Below are 19,510 nucleotides of genomic sequence, written 5' to 3' on the forward strand. Positions count from 1 at the left end.
CAAACGGACGCGTGCGGGAACCACCACTCTCACCACAGCACCCCGATCAGCGCAAACGCCCCGCCCAGCACGAACATGGCCTGGAACAACATGCTGCGCAGCTTTTCGTCCGCGCTTTCGCCGGACCACGACTCCACGCCCGTGAGCTGGATCACCGAGCCCCAGGTGGCGAAGATGGCGCCCAGCGCAGCCAGCACCTTGCCCATGTCGTTCGGGAACTCCAGCTCCACCGGCCGGCCCAGGCCCGAGTACATGATGACCAGCAGCATGAACACGCCCACGATGGCCAGGCCCGCACGCCAGAACTGCGCGCGCGTGCGCAACAGGCGCTCCAGCGACGCCTGGCGCAGGGCCTCCAGCTCGGTGCCGGTGCTCCACCCGCCCGCCTTGTAGCGCGCGAGCTGGTCCGCCGGCTGGATGATGATGGCCAGGTCGTGGGCGGCCGCCATGTCGGCAAAGCGCCTGCGGCTGAACAGAAACGCCCACAACGTCGGGAAGGTACTGAGACGCTTGGGCACCACGGGGGGTACCGGGGACGGCATGGCTAGGTGTCCGCCCTCTTCTCTTGCGCTGGCAGCATTCCATCCCCTGCGCACGGTGAGGGCACTGTGCAACGGTCTGTGGAGTGGAAAATGCAAACTTCTGCCATCCCTGGATCATAGGGGCAGGTGGGGCCGCTGCAATCAATCAATGGCCAGCCCGGTCCCGGTGGCGACCCTGCACCGGTGATCAGATGCCCAACGCCAAGCCGGTGCTGGCGTACTGCGGCAGGTTGGCGGCCGTGCCCACCAGCTCCAACTGGGCCACGCCGGCCAGCATCGTGGCCTGGGTGTAGGTCCCGCTCGTGATCAGCCCCTCGAAGGTGGCCACGGTGGCGCTGTCGGCGCTGATCCCGGTGACGGCCTTGAACAGCGTGGCGACGAACTGCGCGTTCGATGCACCGCCGGCCAGTCCCGCCATGTAGCCCGAGTCGATGAGGTAGGAGCTCACGTCGGCCACCGAGAAACCGCTGTCGAACAGGGGCAGCAGGGTCTTGGCGATCAGGTCGCCATCCCTGAGCCCCGCCGGGCCCTTGAGGGTATAGGCCAGCAGAGCGGCCTTGTTCCCATTGGTGCCGGGGTCGAGGTCCAGCACGAAGTACTTGTCCTTCAGCTGGACGCGCTCCATGTCATCGTCCAGCACATTGTTCTGCTCCACAGAGATCTTGGCTTCCGCCCAGTGGGCAGGGTACTTGGTGACCGTGACGTTGGCAGAGGCGGTATCAATGAACAGGGTATCGATGCCGTCGCCGCCCTCGGCAGAGTTGCTGCTGCCCAGGCTGGCCACGATCAGGTCATTGCCGCCATTGCCAAGCGCCTGGTTGTTCCCCTTGCCCGGCAGGATGATGTCCGCCGCAGCCGTACCCTCCTGCGTGTCGCTGGCATCCGTGCCCTTGATCTGCGGGGCATTGAGCAGCCACAGCTGCGATGCCGGGACGATCCTGTCGCCGAACTGGTAGAACTCGAAGTTCGAGGTCACGTCGGTGCCGTCGGCTCCACCCGCGTTGTGCGCCACCTGGATGGTGTTGGCGGAACGGTCCACGGTCACGGTATAGGCCGAATAGGCACCCGCATACTGCGCAGTGTCGATGCCCGAGCCACCGTTGAGCCTGTCGTTGCCGCTGCCACCGCGCACGAAGTCGTTGCCTGCGCCGGCGGTCACCGCGTCATTGCCGTTGCCGCCGTCGATCAGGTCCATTCCGTTTCCACCCGCAAGCGTGTCCGCCGCATCCGTTCCATGGACGGTAGTTGCTGCAGGCAAGGTGGCATCGGGGCGCGGTGCAGGTGCCATCAGCACGGACGGCAGGGCCGCGACCACCGGTGCTGGCGCGGGCGCGGGTGCGGGCGCCGGGGACGTGTTCCAGCCGGACGAGTCGGTATCTTCGTCCACCGTCAGGCTGGTGCTTCGGTGGCCTTGCGCAACCCCCCTGTCCCAGCCCGGATCGATGTAGAACACGCCGTCGTAAGGGGCCTTCCACCCGCTGATGGAATCGTAGGAGGAGGAACCCGAGTACCAGTCGTCCGTGAGGTCTCCACGGGCAACCGGCTTGCCATTCTGGTCGTACAGCTTGATCCAGGGCTCGAAGAAGGACGTGCTGTGGATGTGGTAGGTGGCACCCGCCTTGGCCGTGAACTGGTAGATGGACGATTGGGTGAAGTCCGGTTCATATAGGCGCACCGTGGACGTGAGCTCGTACCCCAGGAGAACGCCCAGGTTGTGCGTCTCGGGGACGAACACCATGGTATTGGCCGACGCCCTGGAGGACGCAGAAAGATCACTCAGACCATCCAGACCGAAGTAGTAAGACGCCATGGGAAAGCTCTCCATCCAATCAGACAAAAAGAAATTCAGGAAAATCGCGGTCGACCGCACGCTGGCGGCGGTTCACCTCGCCAGCAGCTTCGCCTTGAGGCCCTGGAACTCCTGCTCGGTGATGGTGCCGTCGGCCCGGAGCCTGGCGAGCTTTTGCAGCTCATCGGCCACCAGGGCCGGGGTTGCCGCAGCCGGCACGGAAGGTTCAGACGCGAGCGCGGGAACTACCCCGGCCGAAGCCCCCGCCTTGCGGTACTTCATCGCTTCCAGCTCGGCCTTGGCCACCAGGTCGTTCACCGCCTGCGCCCCAACCTCGACCAGGGTGGCGTTGGCGCCCAGGCCCGACAGCTGTATCCGCAAGGGCTGCGTGCGGGCGCGCTCCACGGTGCCCGGGGCGAGGTCGATGAACAGCTCTTCCGCGTAGGAGCAGCCGCTGCGGCACGACACCACCCGGGCGCCGATGCGGCCGAGCTTGAGGTTCTCGCCCGCGTCCGTCTGCGCGGCGGAAAACGCCTTCCAGGAGCTGGCGCGGTAGATCTCGTAATAGTGCAGGTAGAACTCGACCTCGCCTGTAGCCTTGCTCACCAGGGCAGACAGCGTCCAGCGCCGCAGGTCCATCGGGCTCGCCTCCTGGCTGACCGGCGTCGCCTCGATCTTGGCAAAGCGGTAGAAGTCACCGGTGCCCGGCTGCAGGCTGCCGCGCTTCTTGGCCGCCGCGTCCTTGACGCTGCCGCCCAGCGGCGGCGCTGGCACATCGCTGAACACGCCCCGGTTCATGGCCTCCATGTTCTGAGACTGCCGGGCACAGGCCGCAGCGGCGCACAGCGCCATGGCGGCCACAGCCAGGTTTTTTGCAATGGTCTGCATGGTTCTTTTTCTCCCTCTCGTCATTGTTGCGCGTGATCTTAGACAACGCGACAAACACCATGGCGGATGACATCGGCGGCAAAGGGACAATCCAGCGCCTCTTCTGCCGGACCTGCCTCACTCCTCGGCGCCCGCCCCCTTCGCCATCTCCACCGAATAAAACACCCGCCGCAGCTCCGCATCGTCCGACTGCACGCTGGCCTGCACCTGCTCGGCAAAGTGCGCCAGAAAGCGCTGCGCCGCGAGCGAGGGGGTCTCGTTGCTGCGCCGGATGATGCCCACGGTGCGCGGCGCGAACTGCTCGCGCAGCTGCAGCGCCACCATGCTGCCGCGCAGCGAGGCCGTCTCGGCCAGCGGCCAGGGGCAGAAGGTCAGCATGTCGGTCTTCTGCACCAGGGTCAGCATCAGCGAGGCCGACTGCGCCAGGTGGATGTGGTGGCGCGGCACGGCGGCGCCGTGGCAGGTGAACAGCTGGTCCATCAGTTCCTTCTCGCCGCCGGGGCCGAAGTTCAGCACCCAGTCCTGGTCCAGCAGTTCGTGGATGGACGTGGCCCCTGCCCGTGCATGCCCGGCGCGCGCCATCACGGTGGCCTCGTAGGTGAACAGCGGCGTGGACTGCAGGCCCAGCATCTCGTCGGGCGCGGCGATGCGGCCGATCATCAGATCCAGGCTGCCCTCGCGCAGCTTGGGGTAGGCCAGGGCCGAGAAGCCGTCATACAGCTCCAGCTGCACATGCGGCATCTCGGCGCGGAAGGGCGGCAGCACGCGCGCCAGCAATGTCTGCGCCACCCAGGGCGTGATGCCGATGGACAGGCGCTGCGGCGCGCCCGCGCCGCGGTGGCGCGCCAGGTCCTGCTCGGCCTGGTGCATCTGCTCCAGGATGCGCTGGGCATGCTGCACCAGGTCGCGCCCCGCAGGCGTGAGGCCGATGCCGCCGCTGTGCCGGGTGAACAGGGCGAGCTGGCAGTCCGCCTCCAGCTCGCGCATGCCCTGGGTGACGGCGGCCTGCGTCACCCCCAGGGCGCGCGCCGCCGCGCGGATGCTGCCGTGCGCAGCCACCGCGGCGATGTAGCGCATCTGGTGCAGTTTCATGGCGGCCATTATCAGTGCGCGCCGCCCTTGGCCGCCCGCGCGGCCGGTCCCAACACAAGCCTGTGACCACAGCAAGACAAGCGCTGCCATGCGGTGCAAGGCAGTCCCTGTCTGCCGCTGTGCAGGCGCGGTTTCTAGACTTTGCCCACCTACTGCACACCAGAAACCGCCATGAACCAGGCCATCGAACGAGACAACGCAACACCACCACAGCACCAGTGCAATGACCACGCCCACCGCACCGACCCGGTGCTGCCCGGCATCCGCGCGATCGAGGCGGAGATGGTCGCCCTGCGCCGCCACATCCATGCCCACCCCGAGCTCGCATTCGAGGAATTCGCCACCGGCGACCTGGTGGCCGCGCGCCTGGCCGAATGGGGCTACACCGTGCACCGCGGCCTGGGCGGTACCGGCGTGGTGGGCACCTTGCGCCTGGGCAGCAGCCCGCGCGTGCTGGGCCTGCGCGCCGACATGGACGCCCTGCCCATCCACGAGGAGACCGGCCTGCCCTATGCCAGCACCCACGCGGGCAAGATGCACGCCTGCGGGCACGACGGCCACACCGCCATCCTGCTGGCGGCGGCGCGCCACCTGGCAAAGGATCGCAGCTTCGACGGCACCTTGCACCTGATCTTCCAGCCCGCCGAAGAAGGCCTGGGCGGCGGCCGCAAGATGATCGAGGACGGCCTGTTCGAGCGGTTCCCCTGCGACGCCATCTTCGCCCTGCACAACATGCCCGGCCACCCGGTGGGCACCTTCGGCTTCATGGGCGGGCCGTTCATGGCCTCGTCCGACTCGGTCACCATCACCGTCAAGGGCCGGGGCGGCCACGGCTCGGCCCCGCACCTGGCGGCCGACCCGGTGGTGGCGGCGGCGCACATCGTGCTGGCGCTGCAGACCATCGTCTCGCGCAACGTGGACCCGCGCGAGATGGCCGTCATCTCGGTGGGCGCCATCCACGGCGGCGATGCGCCCAACGTCATCCCTGGCAGCGTGCTCATGCGCCTGACGGTGCGCGCCTACCGCCCCGAGATCCGCGCCCTGCTGCGCGAGCGCATCACCGCCCTGGTGCAGGCCCAGGCCGCTACGCTGGGCGTGCAGGCCGAGGTGGACTACCACTGGCGCTACCCGGCCCTGGTGAACGACATGGCCAGCACCGACTTCGCACGCCAGGTCGCGCTCGACTGGCTGGGCGAGGACGGCATCATGCCCAACCTGCAGCCCCTGACCGGCAGCGAGGACTTCTCCTTCATGCTGGAGCAGTGCCCCGGCAGCTACCTGATCGTGGGCAACGGCGTGGGCGACACGCACGGCAGCGGCGGTTGCATGGTGCACAACCCCGGCTACGACTTCAACGACGCCTGCCTGCCCCTGGCATCGACCTACTGGGTCAAGCTGACCGAGCGCTTCCTGGCACCGGCCTGAGCCCACGCCCTCCCCTTCACACCCCACCCTCACGGCCCCCACCATGCGCATGCCCTTTCCTCGCCTGATCCCCTCATCCGCAACGCGCCGTACCGCGCTGCTGGCCGCCACCATGGCCACGCTCGCGGCCACCGGCACGCCCGCAGCCCTGGCCCAGGGCGCCGCGGCCTGGCCTACCAAGCCGGTCAAGATCGTCATCGGCTACCCACCGGGCGGCTCGGTGGACCAGGCGGCGCGTATCGTCGGCGACGCGCTGGGCCCCAGGCTCGGCGCCACGCTGGTCATGGACAACCAGGGCGGCGCGGCCGGCGCCATCGCCGCGCAGCGCGTGGTCAGCAGCCCGCCGGACGGCTACACCCTGCTGGTGGGCTCCAGCAACGAGATGGCGGCCACCGGCCTGGTGAACCCCGCGCAGAAGTACGACCCGCTCAAGGACCTGGCGCCCATCGGCCTCATCGCCACCGCCCCCGTGCTCCTGGTGGCCGGACCCAAGACGGGCGTGAAGAACCTGGCCGAGTTCATCGACCTGGTCAAGCGCAACCCCGGCAAGTACAGCTATGGCAGCTCGGGGGTGGGCTCCACGTTGCACTTTGCGGGCGAACTCATCAAGCAGCGCGCCGGCATCTTCATGACGCACATCCCCTACCGCGGCACGGCTTCGCTCACCAGCGACCTGGCCGGCGGCACGCTGGACTTCGCCATGCTCTCGCCCACCGCCGCCCTGCCCTTCATCCAGGGCGGCCGCGTCGTGCCCCTAGGCATCACCAGCGCCGCGCGCAGCCCGGCCCTGCCCAACGTGCCCGCGCTGGGCGAGCACCCGCTGCTCAAGGGCTACGACCTGGTCGGCTGGTTCGCCATGGCCGCGCCCAAAAACCTGCCACCCGCCCTGGCCCAGCAGCTCAGCCAGGGCCTCAAGGCCACCCTGCAGGACCCGGCCGTGCGCCGCCGCCTGGAAGACGCCGGCATGGTGCTGCCCACCGCCGCCAACACCGACCTGGCGGCACTGATGCGCAGCGACACGGCGCAGTACGCCAAGTTGGTGGACTTCGCCAAGATGAAGGATTGATGCCCCGGGGGCGTGCGATCATGCGGCAGACCATTTTTCAGACCCTCTGCCCATGACCACGACCACCTCTGCCACCCCTGAACAATGCGCCGCCCTGCGCAACGCCCTGCTGGCGCTGCACCGCCAGCTGATCGAGCTGGAGCGGCGCGACTATGAAAAGCTGCATGGCCGCCAGTCGGCCGGCGAGTTCCTGCAGGTCATGGCGTATGCCGAATCCATGCGCTGGCTGGAGCCGCTGAGCCGCCTGATCGTGATGCTCGACGAGGCCATGGAGCCTGGCAATGCCGATATCGCCGAGGCACCGCCCGTCGTGGCGCGCCGCGTGCGCGAGATGCTCAAGCTCGAGCACTCGGCCGAGGCGGATTTCTCAGGGCACTACCAGCGGCACTTCCACACCTCGCCCGAACTGGCGATGGCGCATGCGGCGGTGATCAGGGCGCTGGGCTAGAACGTCTTCTCTGGCGAGCTAGTTCAGCACGCCCCGCGCTGCATCGCAGAATTCATCGAACCACGCGAACGCCGCCTTGCAGCGCACCTCGTCGGTGCTGCCCGCCGCCGAATACAAGGCCGTGGACAGGTCAAACAGCACCCCGGCGAGCGCCTTGGGCACCGTGGGGGCATCGGCGTACACCTGCGCCAGCGCATGCAGCCGGTCGATGATGTCCTGCATGCGGGCCTCGTCCTGCACTGCGCCCAGCCGGCGCACCTCGTCGTGGGCGGCATCGCACAGGGCCAGCACCGCGTCGATCCGCGGATCGGCCGCAGGCACCCCTCCAGCCTCAGTCATCGGGTTGGACGAGGTTGATCAGGTTGCCGCAGGTGTCCTCGAACAGCACCATGGTGATCGGCCCCGCGCGCATGGGCTCGCCGCGAAACTGCACGCCGTTGGCCTTGAGCCGCGCGTAGTCGCCCGCCAGGTCCTTGGTGATGAAGGCGGTGGCCGGGATGCCGGCCTCGAACAGTGCACGCTGGTACACAGCAGAGGGCGGAAATGCCATGGGCTCCAGCACCAGCTCCACGCCCTCGGCACCCTCGGGCGAGTTGACGGTAAGCCAGCGGAACGTGCCCATGGCGATGTCCTTGTCCTTCACGAAGCCGAGCTGCTCGGTGTAGAACTTCAGGGCCTTTTCCTGGTCGTCCACCAGGACGCTGGCGAGTTTGATCTGCATGACGGTCAGCTCCTCAAAGCGGTTTGCGCGCTACGGCATTGAGCAGCGTTTCCTCGCGCACCTTGGGCACGCCAAACCCCAGCCATTCCAACGCGCCCAGGTCCTTGCGGCTCCACCACAGGTAGGGCGTGCTGACATGCTCGGGCTTCACCTCGAAGCCGGCCTCGCCCAGCATGGCCAGGAACTCGGGCGCACTGCGCTGCACGTGCATGGGGTGGCGAAACAGCAGCCGGATGACCCAGCTGTGGATGTAGGCGCGGGTGCTTTCGGCCAGCAGCAGGTGGCCGCCCGGCTTGAGCACACGAAAGATCTCGGCCAGCGCGGCCTGCTGGTCCACGATGTGGTGCAGGGTCTGGTGGCACAGCACCAGGTCCACCGACCCGTCGGGCAACGGAATGTTCTCGGCATGCGCATTGTGCAGCGCGACGGCGGGGCTGACCGCCTGGCGCATCGCTGCGCTGCGCTCGGCAAAGTCTGGCTCGGGATCCAGGGCATGGAGCTGGCTGGGGCGAAAGCGTTCAGCCAGCTCCGGCAGCGAGTGGCCCTGGCCGGTGCCGATGTCCAGCACGGTGCCGCCCTTGGGCAGGTCGGGTGCCAGGGCCTGCAGGTCGTTGAGGGCGCGCTGCAGCACATGCACGCGCCAGGTCTCGGTGGACAGGAACCACAGGCCGAAGCGGGTCTCGGGGACGAAGGCGGGTGACGACGGTGTTGTTGCGGCCGGAGGGGACGAAAGAGAGGGCATGGACGGGTGTTGGCGGAGGACCACCGGTTCGATGTTCTGGTTGGCGGGCCGGATGACCGATGTCGCATCGGGCGGCTTGCTCTTCAGCAGATGATAGGCCAAGAGCAGGCCCTCCCCCAATCCCCCGGCCCGTGGAACGGTAACAGGCACCCGCTGCTCGGCAAACAAGCTGCGCTGCACCACAATCATTTGAATTAAAATGATTGTGATAAAATCAATATCCATGAAAGAAGACCTTCCCGATCCACGCCACCGCATTGGCATCCGCCTGGTGGGCCTGGCACGGCGCTGGCGCCAGGCGCTGGATGCGCGCCTGTCCGCCAGCGGCCTGAGCGACGCCACCTGGGCGCCGCTGATGCACCTGCACGAACTGGGCAGCGACAGCGATGTGTCGCAAAGTGCGCTGGCAGCGGCCGTGGGGCTCGATGGCTCCAGCCTGGTGCGGCTGCTCGACATCCTGGTGGAGCGCGGACTGATCGAGCGCCGCCCTCACCCCGAGGACCGCCGCGTGAAGCTGGTGCACCTGACGCCCGCCGGCCGGCGCACCGTGGCCACCCTGCGCAAGCAGCTGCAGGCCATTGAGTCGGAGCTGCTGGCCGACATTGGCGAGCAGGATGCGCAGACCCTGCTGCGCGCCTTCGAGCGCATCGAGGCGCGCATTGCATCGCAGGCCTGACCATGCAGACCACCGCCTCCTCCTCTGTGCACAGCTCCCACCTGGCCAGCCTGCCGCGCCTGCTGGCCCCCGCGCGCCTGCGCGAGGCCTGCGCCATCTCCCCCCTGCCCTCGCTGCGCAACGCCGCCGTGGTGGGGCTGCAGACCGGCCTGGCCGTGCTGATCGCCGCCGGGGCCACCCACCTGTCGCCCTGGGCGCACCTCGTGGGCTATGCGGCACTGGGCGCATTGGCGGCACTGCTGGGGCGCTTTGCGCCGGCGGGGCAGCGCATGCCCGCCGTGCTGCGCTCGGGCGCGCTGCTCATCGGGGCAGTGGCGCTGATGTCGCTGCTGGGCCTGGCAGGCGCACAACCCGCCGCCCTGCTGCTCTGCCTGGGCCTGCTGGCCGGCACGGTGTCGTGGCTGGCCGGGCGCTGGTGCCTGGGCCCGCCGGGCGCCGTGATCTTTGTCTTTGCGGGTTGTGCCGCCATGGCACCGGTGGATGGCTGGCAGAGCGCCATTGCCCGCGTGCTCTTCACCCTGGCCGGGGTGGCATCGGCCTTTGCCGTCTGCCGCGCCAGCGACCGGCTGCGCGCCGCACCGGCCACGCCGCCGCCCGCGCCCGCCGTGCAGGCCGGCCCGTGGCTGCAATTTGCCCGCATTGCCCTGTGCACCGCCAGCGCCGGCCTGCTGGCCCTGGCCGCCGGCTGGCAGCACCCGGCCTGGGCCGCCATCGGCGCCATGGCCGTGCTGCAGGGCAGCCACCTGCACACCGCCATGCACCGCGCCCTGCAGCGCAGCCTGGGCACCGTGGCCGGCGCGGCCCTGGCGTGGCTGGTGCTGGCCCAGCACCCGTCGTTCTGGCCCCTGCTGGCCGCCGTGATCGTGCTGCAGCTGGCCACCGAGGTGGTGATCGGCGCCAACTACGCGCTGGGCCAGGTCTTCGTGACCCCCATGGCGCTGCTCATGACCTCGCTGGCCACGCCTGCGGCAAGCAGCGGGATGCCGCTGGCGCGCGTGCTCGACACCGTGCTCGGCGCCTTGGTGGGCATGGCGTTTGCGGTGGTGTTCTCGACGCTGGAGGACCGGGTGCAGCTGGCGCAGCACCATGAGCGGGCTCGGGGCGCCTAGGCCCCTGCCCCCCAAGCCCGAGAAAGGGCCCGTGCCACACTGCAGTGGCTCAACGCCCGGTATGGGGGGCATCGGCCACAAGCCGTCATCCAGAGGCTCAATGCGACAGTAAATCAAAAGTTCACCCGACTGGGCGAGAACGTCCGTACCTGGCCGAACTGCCAAGTTCGTTCTGATGCTTGGCGGTGTATTGACCGGGCAGGAGCACAATCTCTTCAGAGCCGCGCAGACATCCTGGAGTGCCAGATGTGCCTGTCTTGAAAAGATGGCGTTGAGAAATGACGAACGACCTGCTTGCATCCGCCTGCACAAGTTCTCCCGCCTCAGGTGGTGAAGTTGCGCAACCAACAAGGCCAACCCCTAGAACTGCAATGAAGAATAGACGAACGCTGAAGTGCATGGCAAATGTAGTTGTACGGGGAAGCTGGTAAGTTGGTTGCGAACTGGAGTCGGCGTAAGCTGTCACAGCCGCTGGCTTCCGCTCCGGGCCAGTCTAGCTGGTTGCGTCCGTGCCCTGAATCACCAAAACAGGCGATTCAGCGAAGCATGAACACATGTCCATCGTCAGGCCCTGGGAACGCCCGAAAGCTCACCAAAGCCATTGGAATCCGCTGCGGCTCGCAGCGGGCCATTGAATAGACGCTTGGGGAGCTGACCGCCTTCAACAAAGAGTTGCGCGCATTGGCGCGGGAGCTGGCCAGGCTACGAAATCACGGGCCTCTTTGGTCGCCCCGCCAGCTTCCACTTCGCTTCAGGGCATCGTCCATTTTTCAACGCAGCATTTTCAAACAGACAGGCTTCTGATTGCTCTGGCTTGCGCCTTCAAAATAGCACGCCGCCTCAAGTGTCCGTATCTCGAAAGAAGCCGAGGCCTCAGCCAACTGCCGCTTGGTGAGTTCCCCGTTGAGCGGCTTTGATGAACCCCACACCCTGGAAGAACCACCACTGTATTGCCTCCAGAGCAGAGGGGCATCGCCTGTTACCGAGAAGCCGCTCGACCATTCAACGTCGGTTCTTGTTCTGCGAAGCCTGCTGTCAGGCGCAGAGTAGAAGGTTCCAATCAAGGCATCCCCCTGAAGTTTTACTTCCACAACCACGGGGCAATCAGCTGATTCGGGCCCGATACAGGAGAGCCGGAACTTCTCATTCGGAGGGGCATGGGGTTTTGTGATGCATGAAGATGCATAGCCAACAAGACACTGGCTCTGCACTTGCCGTGTGGAGAGAACCAAACCACTTTCCGCCAACTGCCGTTTCGTGAGTTCGCCATTGACGGTTCTGTGCAAGCCTTGCGTCTCGCAGGACCCCTGGAGAGGCAGCCAACGATAGATGCCGCCATTGTTGATATTGAAGCCCGTGCACCACGAAAGCTCGACGCGCTCCATCACACCATCGACCCTGCGCTGGTTGAATGAGGCGACGAGGGTTTCGCTCTCAAGAATCACGTCCACAGCCACAGGGCAGTCATCAGACTCGGGCCCGAGGCAGGAAATGGTGACGTCGGCAGCCGAAGCGCACATCGGTAGGCAAAAGGCCAGAGCCAGTAGAAGTTGCTTCATTGAACCCTCCCTGATCGGTTGACACGATGGGGCTGCGACCCTGGCCCCGCTCAGGGCACCCCAATCAGCTTGGCCCGGGTGCGCAGCTGCCCCTTTTGGCCGTCCAGGATGTAGAACAAGGCCACATCCACCATTTCGCCGCTGCCGAACACGCCTGGCTTCGGGCATCCCCGGGCAGCCGCCCAGAGGACAGGCTCCACCCCCTTGCCTGCGGGAATGGGCGCGCCTTCCTGGTAGACGTCAACCGAGCTGAACCACGTCTCCGTCGTCAGCAGCTTGAAGACTCCATTGGTTTCGGCGGCAGGCAGTTCCACGAAATTGCCATCCTCCCACTCCACCCGCACGGAGGTCGGAATCAACCTGGCCAGACGGTCTGCAGCCCCTCCACGGACGAAAATCGGCGCCACGAAAGTGCAGTTGCCTGAGACGTATGTGGGCGACTGGAACTGCAGGCCGCTCTGCAATCCGGCGTCCTTCGTCGCCAGGTACATCCATTGGGACAGCGGCCCCAGGTCGCGCACCTTGTTGCCCGTGTCGGGCCCCAGGTACATCAGGTGGGGCGTGCCGTGGCCGTTCACGGCCAGGTACCTGCCGCCCGCATAGGGCCTCCAGTAAAAGCTCTCCACCTTTGCGGGCACACCGGTCCAGTCCCGCGGGAAAAGTTGCGGCAAGACCTTCTCCGCCCAGTCCATGGCAAAGCCCGCATCCTTGAGGGGCCCCATGCCCACCACGGCATAGGGCGTCGATGAGCCGCTCTCCGAACACACGGTGCTGCTGAACGTCGGAGCCCGGTACGTCTCATTGGGGTAGAACGCGCCCCATGGCTGGCACAGCCCGTGGTAGGTGTCCTTGGGGCCGCCCCAGCAATTGATGTACCCGCCCTCCAGCGCGGCACAGGCGTGGCTGGCGCCCGCACTCAGCGCGACGGCATCGGTGATGCCCAGCACCCGGACAGGCGTCGAACTTGCTACCACCAGGCGGGTGCCAACGCCAAGCTGACCATGCGCATGCGTGCCCCAGCATTGCACGGACCGGTCCTCCAGCAACGCGCAGCTGAAGCCCAAGCCCACCGCCACGGCTTTGGCCGGGCCCTTCAGGCCCACCACATCGACCGGCGTGGTCAGGGCGGCGCCCGCCGGCACACCCAGTTCGCCGTTGGGATTGTTCCCCCAGCACGCGACCTTGCCCTCCCTGCGCAGCACGCAGGCGTGGCCTTCGAAGATGGAGACGTCCATGGCATCGCTGATGCCAGGCACCTGCCTGGGCGTGCGCGGGTCTGCCAACGCGCCGGCCAGCATGCTGCCGGAGCCCACACACCAGACCCGCCCGCCCTCCACCGCACACGTGCTGGAACTGCCCGCGGCCACGCGCGTGAACCAGCCCTTGAAGCCCGGCACCCGCGTGGCCTGTGCCACCGTGGAAGCGCTGGCCTCCCCCTGTTGTCCCTGGCTTGCATCGCCCCAGCACACCACGGCTACGGACGAGACCGTGACGGCACACGCGTGGCGGGCACCCGCAGAAATCTGGCCCGCTTCGTTGAGATTGCTGACCACCATGACCTCGCGCGCATCGGGCTTGGGGGAGCCCAACTGGTTGAAGTCGTTCTTGCCCCAGCAGCTGACGTAACCGCCAGCGAACAGGGCGCAACTGAAATCGAGGCCCGCCCGGACATCCTGGGCGAAAGAGGGTGCTGGCAACTGCGAGAAAGGCGCGCCCCAGCAATTCACCTGCCTGGCATCCGAAACAGAACACGAGTGGCTGTAGCCCGCGCTGACCGTGGCGGCCGATGCAGAGCCCCAACCCATTGCGAGCAGGCACGACAGCACCGCAGCGATTTTCAAGAGCAAACCGGCCAGAGAAGACATCTGCGCCCTCCAATCAACGAAACAGTCATTCCAGAAGCTACCGCTGCGCACGCGTTGCGGCGCTTCTTCATCTCTTGACGGTGGAGCATCGCGCGGTTCCCGCTGAGTTGTCGCAGTAGGCCATTCCCGTGTGAATTTCAAACCTCATCACGCCGTCAGCCAATTGCTGCTTGGTCAACTCGCCATTGAGCACGCGAAATCTCCCGCCCACCACGCATTTCTGGTTGGCTACCCACTCACCGTAGTAGATGTTGGCGGCGCTGCCCTCATACCCGCAAAAATTCAGCGTGGTGGTCGAGAAACCACCTGCCGCGGTGCCCACCTGGAATTCCGCGGTCAGCCTTTCCTGTCTCAATGTCACATCAACCACCACGGGGCAGTTGGTCGACTCTTCACCGATGCAGGATATGGACAGCTCGCCTGCCGACACCAACAGCGGAAGGCACAGAGCCACGGCAGCAATGGATCGTTTCACAGGCTTCTCCCAACAAATGATTGACGGGCCAAGGGTGCAGATGGACCTTGCAGCCCGCACCCGGTCATCCTCGTCCAAACGCAACTCTGCGGCGAGGCATCGGGGGTTTTCACTCAACCCCCCCCCGCGCATACAGCACAGCCAGCCGGTCCACGGCCGCCTGCACAAAGTCCTCCGGCAGGTCCTGGATGATGCGCGACGCGGGCGTGAACACCTCTTCGCCATGGCGTTCCTCGATCCCCTCCAGCACGGCCATGCGCGCATCGCGGTCCAGCGGGTAAGTGTCACCAAAATAGGCCAGCGTGGACTCCAGCGCAGCCAGGGTGACGGGCATGCCCAGGCTGCGCAAGGCATCGCGCGCCAGCAGGGCCATGTCGCCCGCGCTGTTCCAGTAGAACTGGTTGAGGGTGCCGTTCATGGTCTCCGCTTCCAGCCACCACAGGGCGATGGCCTCCTGCTCCTCGCGCAGCAGCGTGTCGAAGCCCTGGCCCCAGCGCGCTTCGAGTTGCTTCCAGGTGGGGCTGTCGCTCAAACCCATGGGGCGGACTCCTCGGGTTCCATCAGGGCCTGGCCTTGCCCGGTGCGGCGACGAAGCGCACGACCGCATCCACCACGCCTGGCGCCAGCGGCTGGCCCGGATTGGCATAGGTCGCCATGTTGGCCGCAGGGTCGTCCGTCACCACGGCCTTGAGCACATGGTTGGTGCCGGGCAGCAGCACCAGTTGGGCGGCGGGGTTGGCCTGGGCCAGCAGGCGTGCGTCCTGCACGCCCACCTGCAGATCGCGCTCGCCCTGCAGCACCAGCACGGGTACCTTGGTAGCGGCGATGAGCTTGGCCGGGTCCTGCGCGAAGGCGCTGATCAAAAAGCCCTGCACCGCCTCGTTGAACAGCGGGTGCAAGGCGGGGTGCAGGCTGGCAGTGTCCACGCGGGCCCCGCCTTCGAGCCTGGTGATGGCGGCCAGCGCCTGATCCAGGATGGGCGCGTTGGCCGGGTTGGCACGCAGCTGGTCGCGCAGCACCTGGCCCAGCGGCCGGCCGGGCGCGGCCACCAGCAGCAGGCCGCAGATGCCCGGCACCTCACCGCCCCCTTGCGCAGCGGCCAGCGCAACCAGGCCGCCCTCGCTGTGGCCCAGCACCCACACGCAGGGCACACCGGTGGTGCGGCGGATCGCACCCACCCAGCTGTGCACGTCGGTTACATAGTCGGGAATGGTGACGGCATTGGCATCGGCCACGGCCTTGGCACTGCCGAACATGCCGCGCTTGTCGATGCGCACCGAGGCGATGCCCCGGGCCGCCAAGTCCTGCGCCAGCAGCTTGTAGGTGGCGGCATTCACGCCCAGCGGGTTGTTGCCATCGCGATCCGTGGGGCCCGAGCCGGGCACGACCAGCACCACGGGCGCACCGGCCCTGGCAGGCGCCAGCAGCGTGCCTTTGAGCGGCGCCAGCGGGCCACGGGCCTCGATGGGCTTCGCGCGCGGATCGGTGGCAGGCTGTGCCGCGGCGGCCAGCGATGCGGCCACAGCCACCAGGCCCAGTAGGAGTGCTTTCATGCGGCCAAGTATTGCCGATGTGCCCCCCTCCAGCCGTTACAAGTGGTGGCTGCGTGGGTGCACCCACCTACAAGCGCCAGGGCGCCCCTTGCGCAAACTGCCCCACCATCCAGGCCTTGAACGCCGCCATCGCCGCGGTGCTGAACCGCCCCGAGGGCCGCACCAGGTAGATGCCGGCATGCGCATTGAGCCCCCAGGGCGCCAACACCGGCACCAGGTGGCCGGCGGCAACGTCGGGGCTGACCAGCCAGTCGCCCGCGGCCATGATGCCCAGGCCCAGGCGCGCTGCGGCCAGCAGGGCCTCGTTGTCGTTGCTGATGAGGCTGCCCTTGATCTGCACGGCCTCGGTCACGCCGTCGCGCGTCAGGCGCCACTCGGGGTAGGAGCGCAGCCCCGTGAAGCCCAGGCAGTTGTGCGCCGCCAGGTCGGTCGGTACCTGGGGTGTGCCATGGCGCTGCAGGTAGCCGGGCGCCGCGCACAGGATGCGCCGGTGCTCGCACAGCCGCGTGGCCACCAGGCGGCTGTCTTCGAGCTCACCGATGCGGATGGCCGCGTCGAAATGCTCGGCCACGATGTCGACGAAACGCTCGGCGTATTCCACCTCCACCTGCACCTCGGGGTGGGCCAGGGCAAATCCGGCCACCATGGGGCTGAGCCAGCGCCGGCCCATGGCGGCGGGCATGGACAGGCGCAGCCGCCCGCGCACTTCGTGTGCGCCCTGGGCGGCCTCCTTCTGCGCCTCGGCGATCAGCAGCGCGGCGTGGCGCACCTTCTCCACCAGGCGCAGGCCGTCATCGGTAAAGCGCAGCTGCCGCGTGGTGCGTTCCACCAGGCGCACGCCCAGCCGTGCCTCCAGCGCGGCCAGGCGCTTGGAGAGCACCGAGGGGTGCTTGTTCAGCGCCCGCCCCGCGGCCGCGAACGAGCCCTCGGCATGCAGCGCCAGCAGTGTGGCTAGTTCATCGGCGTGTTGGCTGTCGAGCAGGTCCATGGGGCAATCACAAAGCAGTCACGGGGACTGTACGCGATGCCATGCACCGGGCTGCGCCCTGCCCTGCTACAGCGCACGCAGCACCGCCAGGTCGGCGTGCCGCGAGTCGATGCCCGGCCGGTCCACGGCCAGGCGCCGGTCGCGCAGCGCCTCCAGCGCCGCCAGCAGCGCCTGCAGCGGGGGGCCGCTGGCGGTGATCTGCGCCAGGTGCTTTTCCTCCATGCGGGTCGAAGGGACCTCGATGAAACGGCGCACGAACAGCGCGTGGTGCTGGGCCGCCGTCTCTCCGTGCGCCGTGCAGACATCCAGCAACGCCTGCACGTTGGCGCGCAGGCCCGCATGCCCGTGCGCGGCCGGCGCGGCCTCCAAAAAGGCGTCGAGCAGGCTCTGCTGCCGGCAGGCGGCCTGCAGCGCCTGCTGGTCCTCGCGCGGCAAAAACGGCATCTTCTCCAGCACGATGCCGGCATAGCCCGGGTCGGACACGCGGCACAGCCCCAGGCACAGGTCGATCTCGTTGATCGCGGCAAAGTCGCCGGCGTTGGCGCCCCGGTAGGCATGGCGGCCCACGCGGTAGGTCTTGAAATAGGGGCGGATGTTGTAGAAGAAGCGGTCCACGTCCAGCCGCCGGTGCAGCTCGGCGTTGTAACGGCCGACGTCCCGGAGCGCGGCTTGCGCATCGCGCAGCAGGGCCAGCGTGGCGGGGTGGGCCACGCCCAGCGGCGCTATGCGGCGCAGCACGTCGGCAGCGCGGATGTAGGCCAGGATGGGCAGGCAGTTGTACTCGATGAACAGCAGCTCGTCCGGCAGGCGCGTGAAGCTCTTGTGCTCGCCGCCGATGGCCAGGTTGCGCAGGTTGACGTGGGCGGTGGCAAAGCGCGGCGCAACGCCCAGACCGGCTGCCAGGCGCTGCGCCAGCGCGCTCGCCACCGGAAAGGGCGAGCGCTCCTCCCGGTCCGGGTTGGTCAGCTCATGGCGGCGCAGCGCGGCCATGTACAGGCCGATGTTGCCCAGCAGGTCGTAGCTGCGCGCCTCGTCCTCGTACAGCCGGGGCTCGGCGTGGATGCGTGCGATGTGCGCGGCCCCCTCGTCCCGCAACGCTGCCTTGGTGCCATCGCCCGTGCCCTCCACGTCGGCCCGGTCCGCCTTGGCAAAATACAGTTCCTCCAGCTCGGTGTTGAAGTCCTTGAAGCGGCTGCGGATCCAGCCGTCGAATGCAGTGGCGCTCGCGATACCCATGGCGCTCTACCCTTGGCCTTGCAGGAAACCGCGCATGCGGTCCATCGCGGTCTGGATGCGCGCATACGGCTCGCCACCGAAGCAGATGCGCACGAAGCCCTCGCCCGCCGGGCCGTAGAACGCCCCGGACTCCACGCTCACCTTGGTCTGCGCAAGCAGCCGGTCGGCGAACGCCTGGCTGCCCAGGCCCGTACCGCGGATGTCGGCAAAGGCGTAGATCGTGCCCTGCGGGCGCGGGCAGCGGATGCCGGCCAGCCCGTCCAGCGTGTCGCAGACCAGGTCGCGGCGGCGCCGGTCTTCCTCGACCATCTGCTCGACCGCGCCCTGGTCGCCGGTCAGCGCCGCCACGCCGCCCGCCTGGATGAAGGTGTTGACGTGGGACACGTCGTTCATCGTGACCTTGAGGATCGCCGGGATGAACCGGGGGTCGGCCACCAGGTAGCCCAGCCGCCAGCCGTCCATGGCATAGGCCTTGGTGAAAGCGAACAGGCTGATCGTGCGCTCGGCCATGCCGGGCAGCGACGCGATGCTGGTGTGGTGCGCACCGTCGTACACGATGCGCTCGTACACCTCGTCCGACAGCACCAGCAGGTCGTGGCGGATGGCCACGTCCGCCAGCGCCTGCAGCTCCTGGCGGGTATGGACCCGGCCAGTGGGGTTGTTGGGATTAACGATGCAGACCATGCGCGTGCGCGGCGTGACCGCGGCCTCGATGCGCGCCGCATCGATGGCAAAGCCCGCCGCGGCATCCAGCGGCACGGCGACCACCACCCCGCCTGCCAGCTCGATCTTGTTGATGACCTGGGGGTAGTACGGCGCGAGCAGGATGACCTCGTCGCCCGGGTCGATGGCCGCCATCACCGTGGCATACGATGCGTGCGTGAGCCCGTTGGTCACGATGACCTGTGCCGGGCTGACCTCGATGCCGTTGTGCCGGGCCAGGCGGGTGCAGATGGCTTCACGCAGGTCCAGTTCGCCCGGAAACTCGCCATAGTGCACCCGGCCGGCCTGCAGGGCGTCGATGGCCGCCTGCTTGATGTGCGCGGGCGTGTCGCAGTCGGGGCGGCCCACCTCCAGGTGGATCACGTCGGGGTCGTGCGGGAAGAGCGCAGCGGCCCGCTGGTACATGCCGAAGGACTTCGGCGAGCTGCTGGAGATGCGCGTGGCGGGCCATTTCATGGTGGCGGGTCTTTCCTCGGGTGGGGAGAAATCGATTCTCACGACGCAGGCAGGAAAAGACTTTGCGCAAAACACGCCTGGGCCGGTGCAAAGCGCAAAACCTTTGCAATCGGCGGGCGCTCCAATACCATCTGCTCTCGCTGATCGAAAGAAGAAA

20 protein-coding genes are annotated in these 19,510 nt (G+C 67.6%); 5 read left to right on the forward strand and 15 right to left on the reverse strand.

Translation table 11 applies throughout. From position 1 onward, the window contains the following. Nucleotides 1-29 precede the first annotated feature (29 nt). The 4 genes from AC07PF_RS26310 to AC07PF_RS26325 all read right to left on the reverse strand — a co-directional run bounded on the left by AC07PF_RS26310 (nucleotide 30) and on the right by AC07PF_RS26325 (nucleotide 4,311). On the reverse strand, nucleotides 30-542 hold the full coding sequence (locus tag AC07PF_RS26310) for a hypothetical protein (protein ID WP_494609372.1): 513 nt from the start codon (nucleotides 540-542) through the stop codon (nucleotides 30-32). A 187-nt stretch (nucleotides 543-729) separates the two neighbouring features. Then, complete coding sequence (locus AC07PF_RS26315) at nucleotides 730-2,352, reverse strand: calcium-binding protein (RefSeq protein WP_494613837.1); 1,623 nt, start codon at nucleotides 2,350-2,352, stop codon at nucleotides 730-732. A gap of 72 nt (nucleotides 2,353-2,424) precedes the next feature. Then, the gene (locus tag AC07PF_RS26320) at nucleotides 2,425-3,219 is read right to left on the reverse strand and encodes an SHOCT domain-containing protein (protein ID WP_494613838.1); all 795 of its coding nucleotides are present in this window, start codon (nucleotides 3,217-3,219) and stop codon (nucleotides 2,425-2,427) included. Between the two features lie 117 nt (nucleotides 3,220-3,336). Next, nucleotides 3,337-4,311 (reverse strand): LysR family transcriptional regulator, encoded by a 975-nt coding sequence (locus tag AC07PF_RS26325; RefSeq protein WP_494613839.1) that lies wholly within the window; start codon nucleotides 4,309-4,311, stop codon nucleotides 3,337-3,339. Nucleotides 4,312-4,593: 282 nt separating this feature from the next. Here AC07PF_RS26325 and AC07PF_RS26330 point away from each other — a divergent pair, with 282 nt between their 5' ends. Genes AC07PF_RS26330 through AC07PF_RS26340 form a run of 3 tightly spaced genes read left to right on the forward strand, consistent with a single transcriptional unit; the run spans nucleotide 4,594 to nucleotide 7,250 of the window. Continuing rightward, complete coding sequence (locus tag AC07PF_RS26330; protein WP_494613890.1) at nucleotides 4,594-5,736, forward strand: M20 aminoacylase family protein; 1,143 nt, start codon at nucleotides 4,594-4,596, stop codon at nucleotides 5,734-5,736. A gap of 43 nt (nucleotides 5,737-5,779) precedes the next feature. Further along, entirely contained in the window at nucleotides 5,780-6,802 is a 1,023-nt protein-coding gene (locus tag AC07PF_RS26335) for a Bug family tripartite tricarboxylate transporter substrate binding protein (RefSeq protein WP_494613840.1), read from the forward strand. A gap of 52 nt (nucleotides 6,803-6,854) precedes the next feature. Then, nucleotides 6,855-7,250: a hypothetical protein gene (locus tag AC07PF_RS26340; RefSeq protein WP_494613841.1), complete on the forward strand. Its 396-nt coding sequence runs from the start codon at nucleotides 6,855-6,857 to the stop codon at nucleotides 7,248-7,250. A gap of 18 nt (nucleotides 7,251-7,268) precedes the next feature. Here AC07PF_RS26340 and AC07PF_RS26345 read toward each other — a convergent pair whose 3' ends face one another. Genes AC07PF_RS26345 through AC07PF_RS26355 form a run of 3 tightly spaced genes read right to left on the reverse strand, consistent with a single transcriptional unit; the run spans nucleotide 7,269 to nucleotide 8,713 of the window. Then, nucleotides 7,269-7,589 (reverse strand): hypothetical protein, encoded by a 321-nt coding sequence (locus tag AC07PF_RS26345; protein WP_494613842.1) that lies wholly within the window; start codon nucleotides 7,587-7,589, stop codon nucleotides 7,269-7,271. After that, nucleotides 7,582-7,971 (reverse strand): VOC family protein, encoded by a 390-nt coding sequence (locus AC07PF_RS26350; protein WP_494613843.1) that lies wholly within the window; start codon nucleotides 7,969-7,971, stop codon nucleotides 7,582-7,584. The genes AC07PF_RS26345 and AC07PF_RS26350 overlap by 8 nt, the downstream gene beginning before the upstream one ends. Before the next feature lie 13 nt (nucleotides 7,972-7,984). Further along, entirely contained in the window at nucleotides 7,985-8,713 is a 729-nt protein-coding gene (locus AC07PF_RS26355; protein ID WP_035203787.1) for a class I SAM-dependent methyltransferase, read from the reverse strand. 223 nt (nucleotides 8,714-8,936) lie between these two features. Between AC07PF_RS26355 and AC07PF_RS26360 the strand changes: the two genes are divergently transcribed. Next, a complete protein-coding gene (locus AC07PF_RS26360) occupies nucleotides 8,937-9,389 on the forward strand; it encodes a MarR family winged helix-turn-helix transcriptional regulator (RefSeq protein WP_035203769.1) in 453 nt (150 codons plus the stop codon). A 2-nt stretch (nucleotides 9,390-9,391) separates the two neighbouring features. Further along, nucleotides 9,392-10,498 carry an FUSC family protein gene (locus AC07PF_RS26365; protein ID WP_494613844.1) on the forward strand — a complete coding sequence of 369 codons (1,107 nt, stop codon included), beginning with the start codon at nucleotides 9,392-9,394 and terminating at the stop codon, nucleotides 10,496-10,498. Between the two features lie 770 nt (nucleotides 10,499-11,268). Here the strand turns inward: AC07PF_RS26365 and AC07PF_RS26370 are convergent. The 8 genes from AC07PF_RS26370 to AC07PF_RS26405 all read right to left on the reverse strand — a co-directional run bounded on the left by AC07PF_RS26370 (nucleotide 11,269) and on the right by AC07PF_RS26405 (nucleotide 19,353). Beyond that, nucleotides 11,269-12,057 (reverse strand): hypothetical protein, encoded by a 789-nt coding sequence (locus tag AC07PF_RS26370; RefSeq protein WP_494613845.1) that lies wholly within the window; start codon nucleotides 12,055-12,057, stop codon nucleotides 11,269-11,271. A 50-nt stretch (nucleotides 12,058-12,107) separates the two neighbouring features. Beyond that, nucleotides 12,108-13,973 carry an RCC1 domain-containing protein gene (locus AC07PF_RS26375; protein ID WP_494613846.1) on the reverse strand — a complete coding sequence of 622 codons (1,866 nt, stop codon included), beginning with the start codon at nucleotides 13,971-13,973 and terminating at the stop codon, nucleotides 12,108-12,110. Nucleotides 13,974-13,989: 16 nt separating this feature from the next. After that, complete coding sequence (locus AC07PF_RS26380) at nucleotides 13,990-14,397, reverse strand: hypothetical protein (RefSeq protein WP_494613847.1); 408 nt, start codon at nucleotides 14,395-14,397, stop codon at nucleotides 13,990-13,992. Nucleotides 14,398-14,506: 109 nt separating this feature from the next. Then, nucleotides 14,507-14,935 carry a DMP19 family protein gene (locus tag AC07PF_RS26385; protein ID WP_494613848.1) on the reverse strand — a complete coding sequence of 143 codons (429 nt, stop codon included), beginning with the start codon at nucleotides 14,933-14,935 and terminating at the stop codon, nucleotides 14,507-14,509. Nucleotides 14,936-14,957: 22 nt separating this feature from the next. Next, nucleotides 14,958-15,950, reverse strand: a complete 993-nt coding sequence (locus AC07PF_RS26390; protein ID WP_494613849.1) for an alpha/beta hydrolase — start codon at nucleotides 15,948-15,950, stop codon at nucleotides 14,958-14,960. Nucleotides 15,951-16,017: 67 nt separating this feature from the next. After that, nucleotides 16,018-16,938, reverse strand: coding sequence for a LysR family transcriptional regulator (locus tag AC07PF_RS26395; protein WP_494613850.1), 921 nt, complete (start codon nucleotides 16,936-16,938; stop codon nucleotides 16,018-16,020). Nucleotides 16,939-17,004: 66 nt separating this feature from the next. After that, a complete protein-coding gene (locus AC07PF_RS26400) occupies nucleotides 17,005-18,174 on the reverse strand; it encodes a monodechloroaminopyrrolnitrin synthase PrnB family protein (protein WP_494613851.1) in 1,170 nt (389 codons plus the stop codon). A gap of 6 nt (nucleotides 18,175-18,180) precedes the next feature. Continuing rightward, nucleotides 18,181-19,353, reverse strand: a complete 1,173-nt coding sequence (locus tag AC07PF_RS26405; RefSeq protein ID WP_494613852.1) for a pyridoxal phosphate-dependent aminotransferase — start codon at nucleotides 19,351-19,353, stop codon at nucleotides 18,181-18,183. Nucleotides 19,354-19,510 lie beyond the last annotated feature (157 nt).

The organism is Acidovorax sp. GW821-FHT10A04 (genome assembly GCF_059415825.1).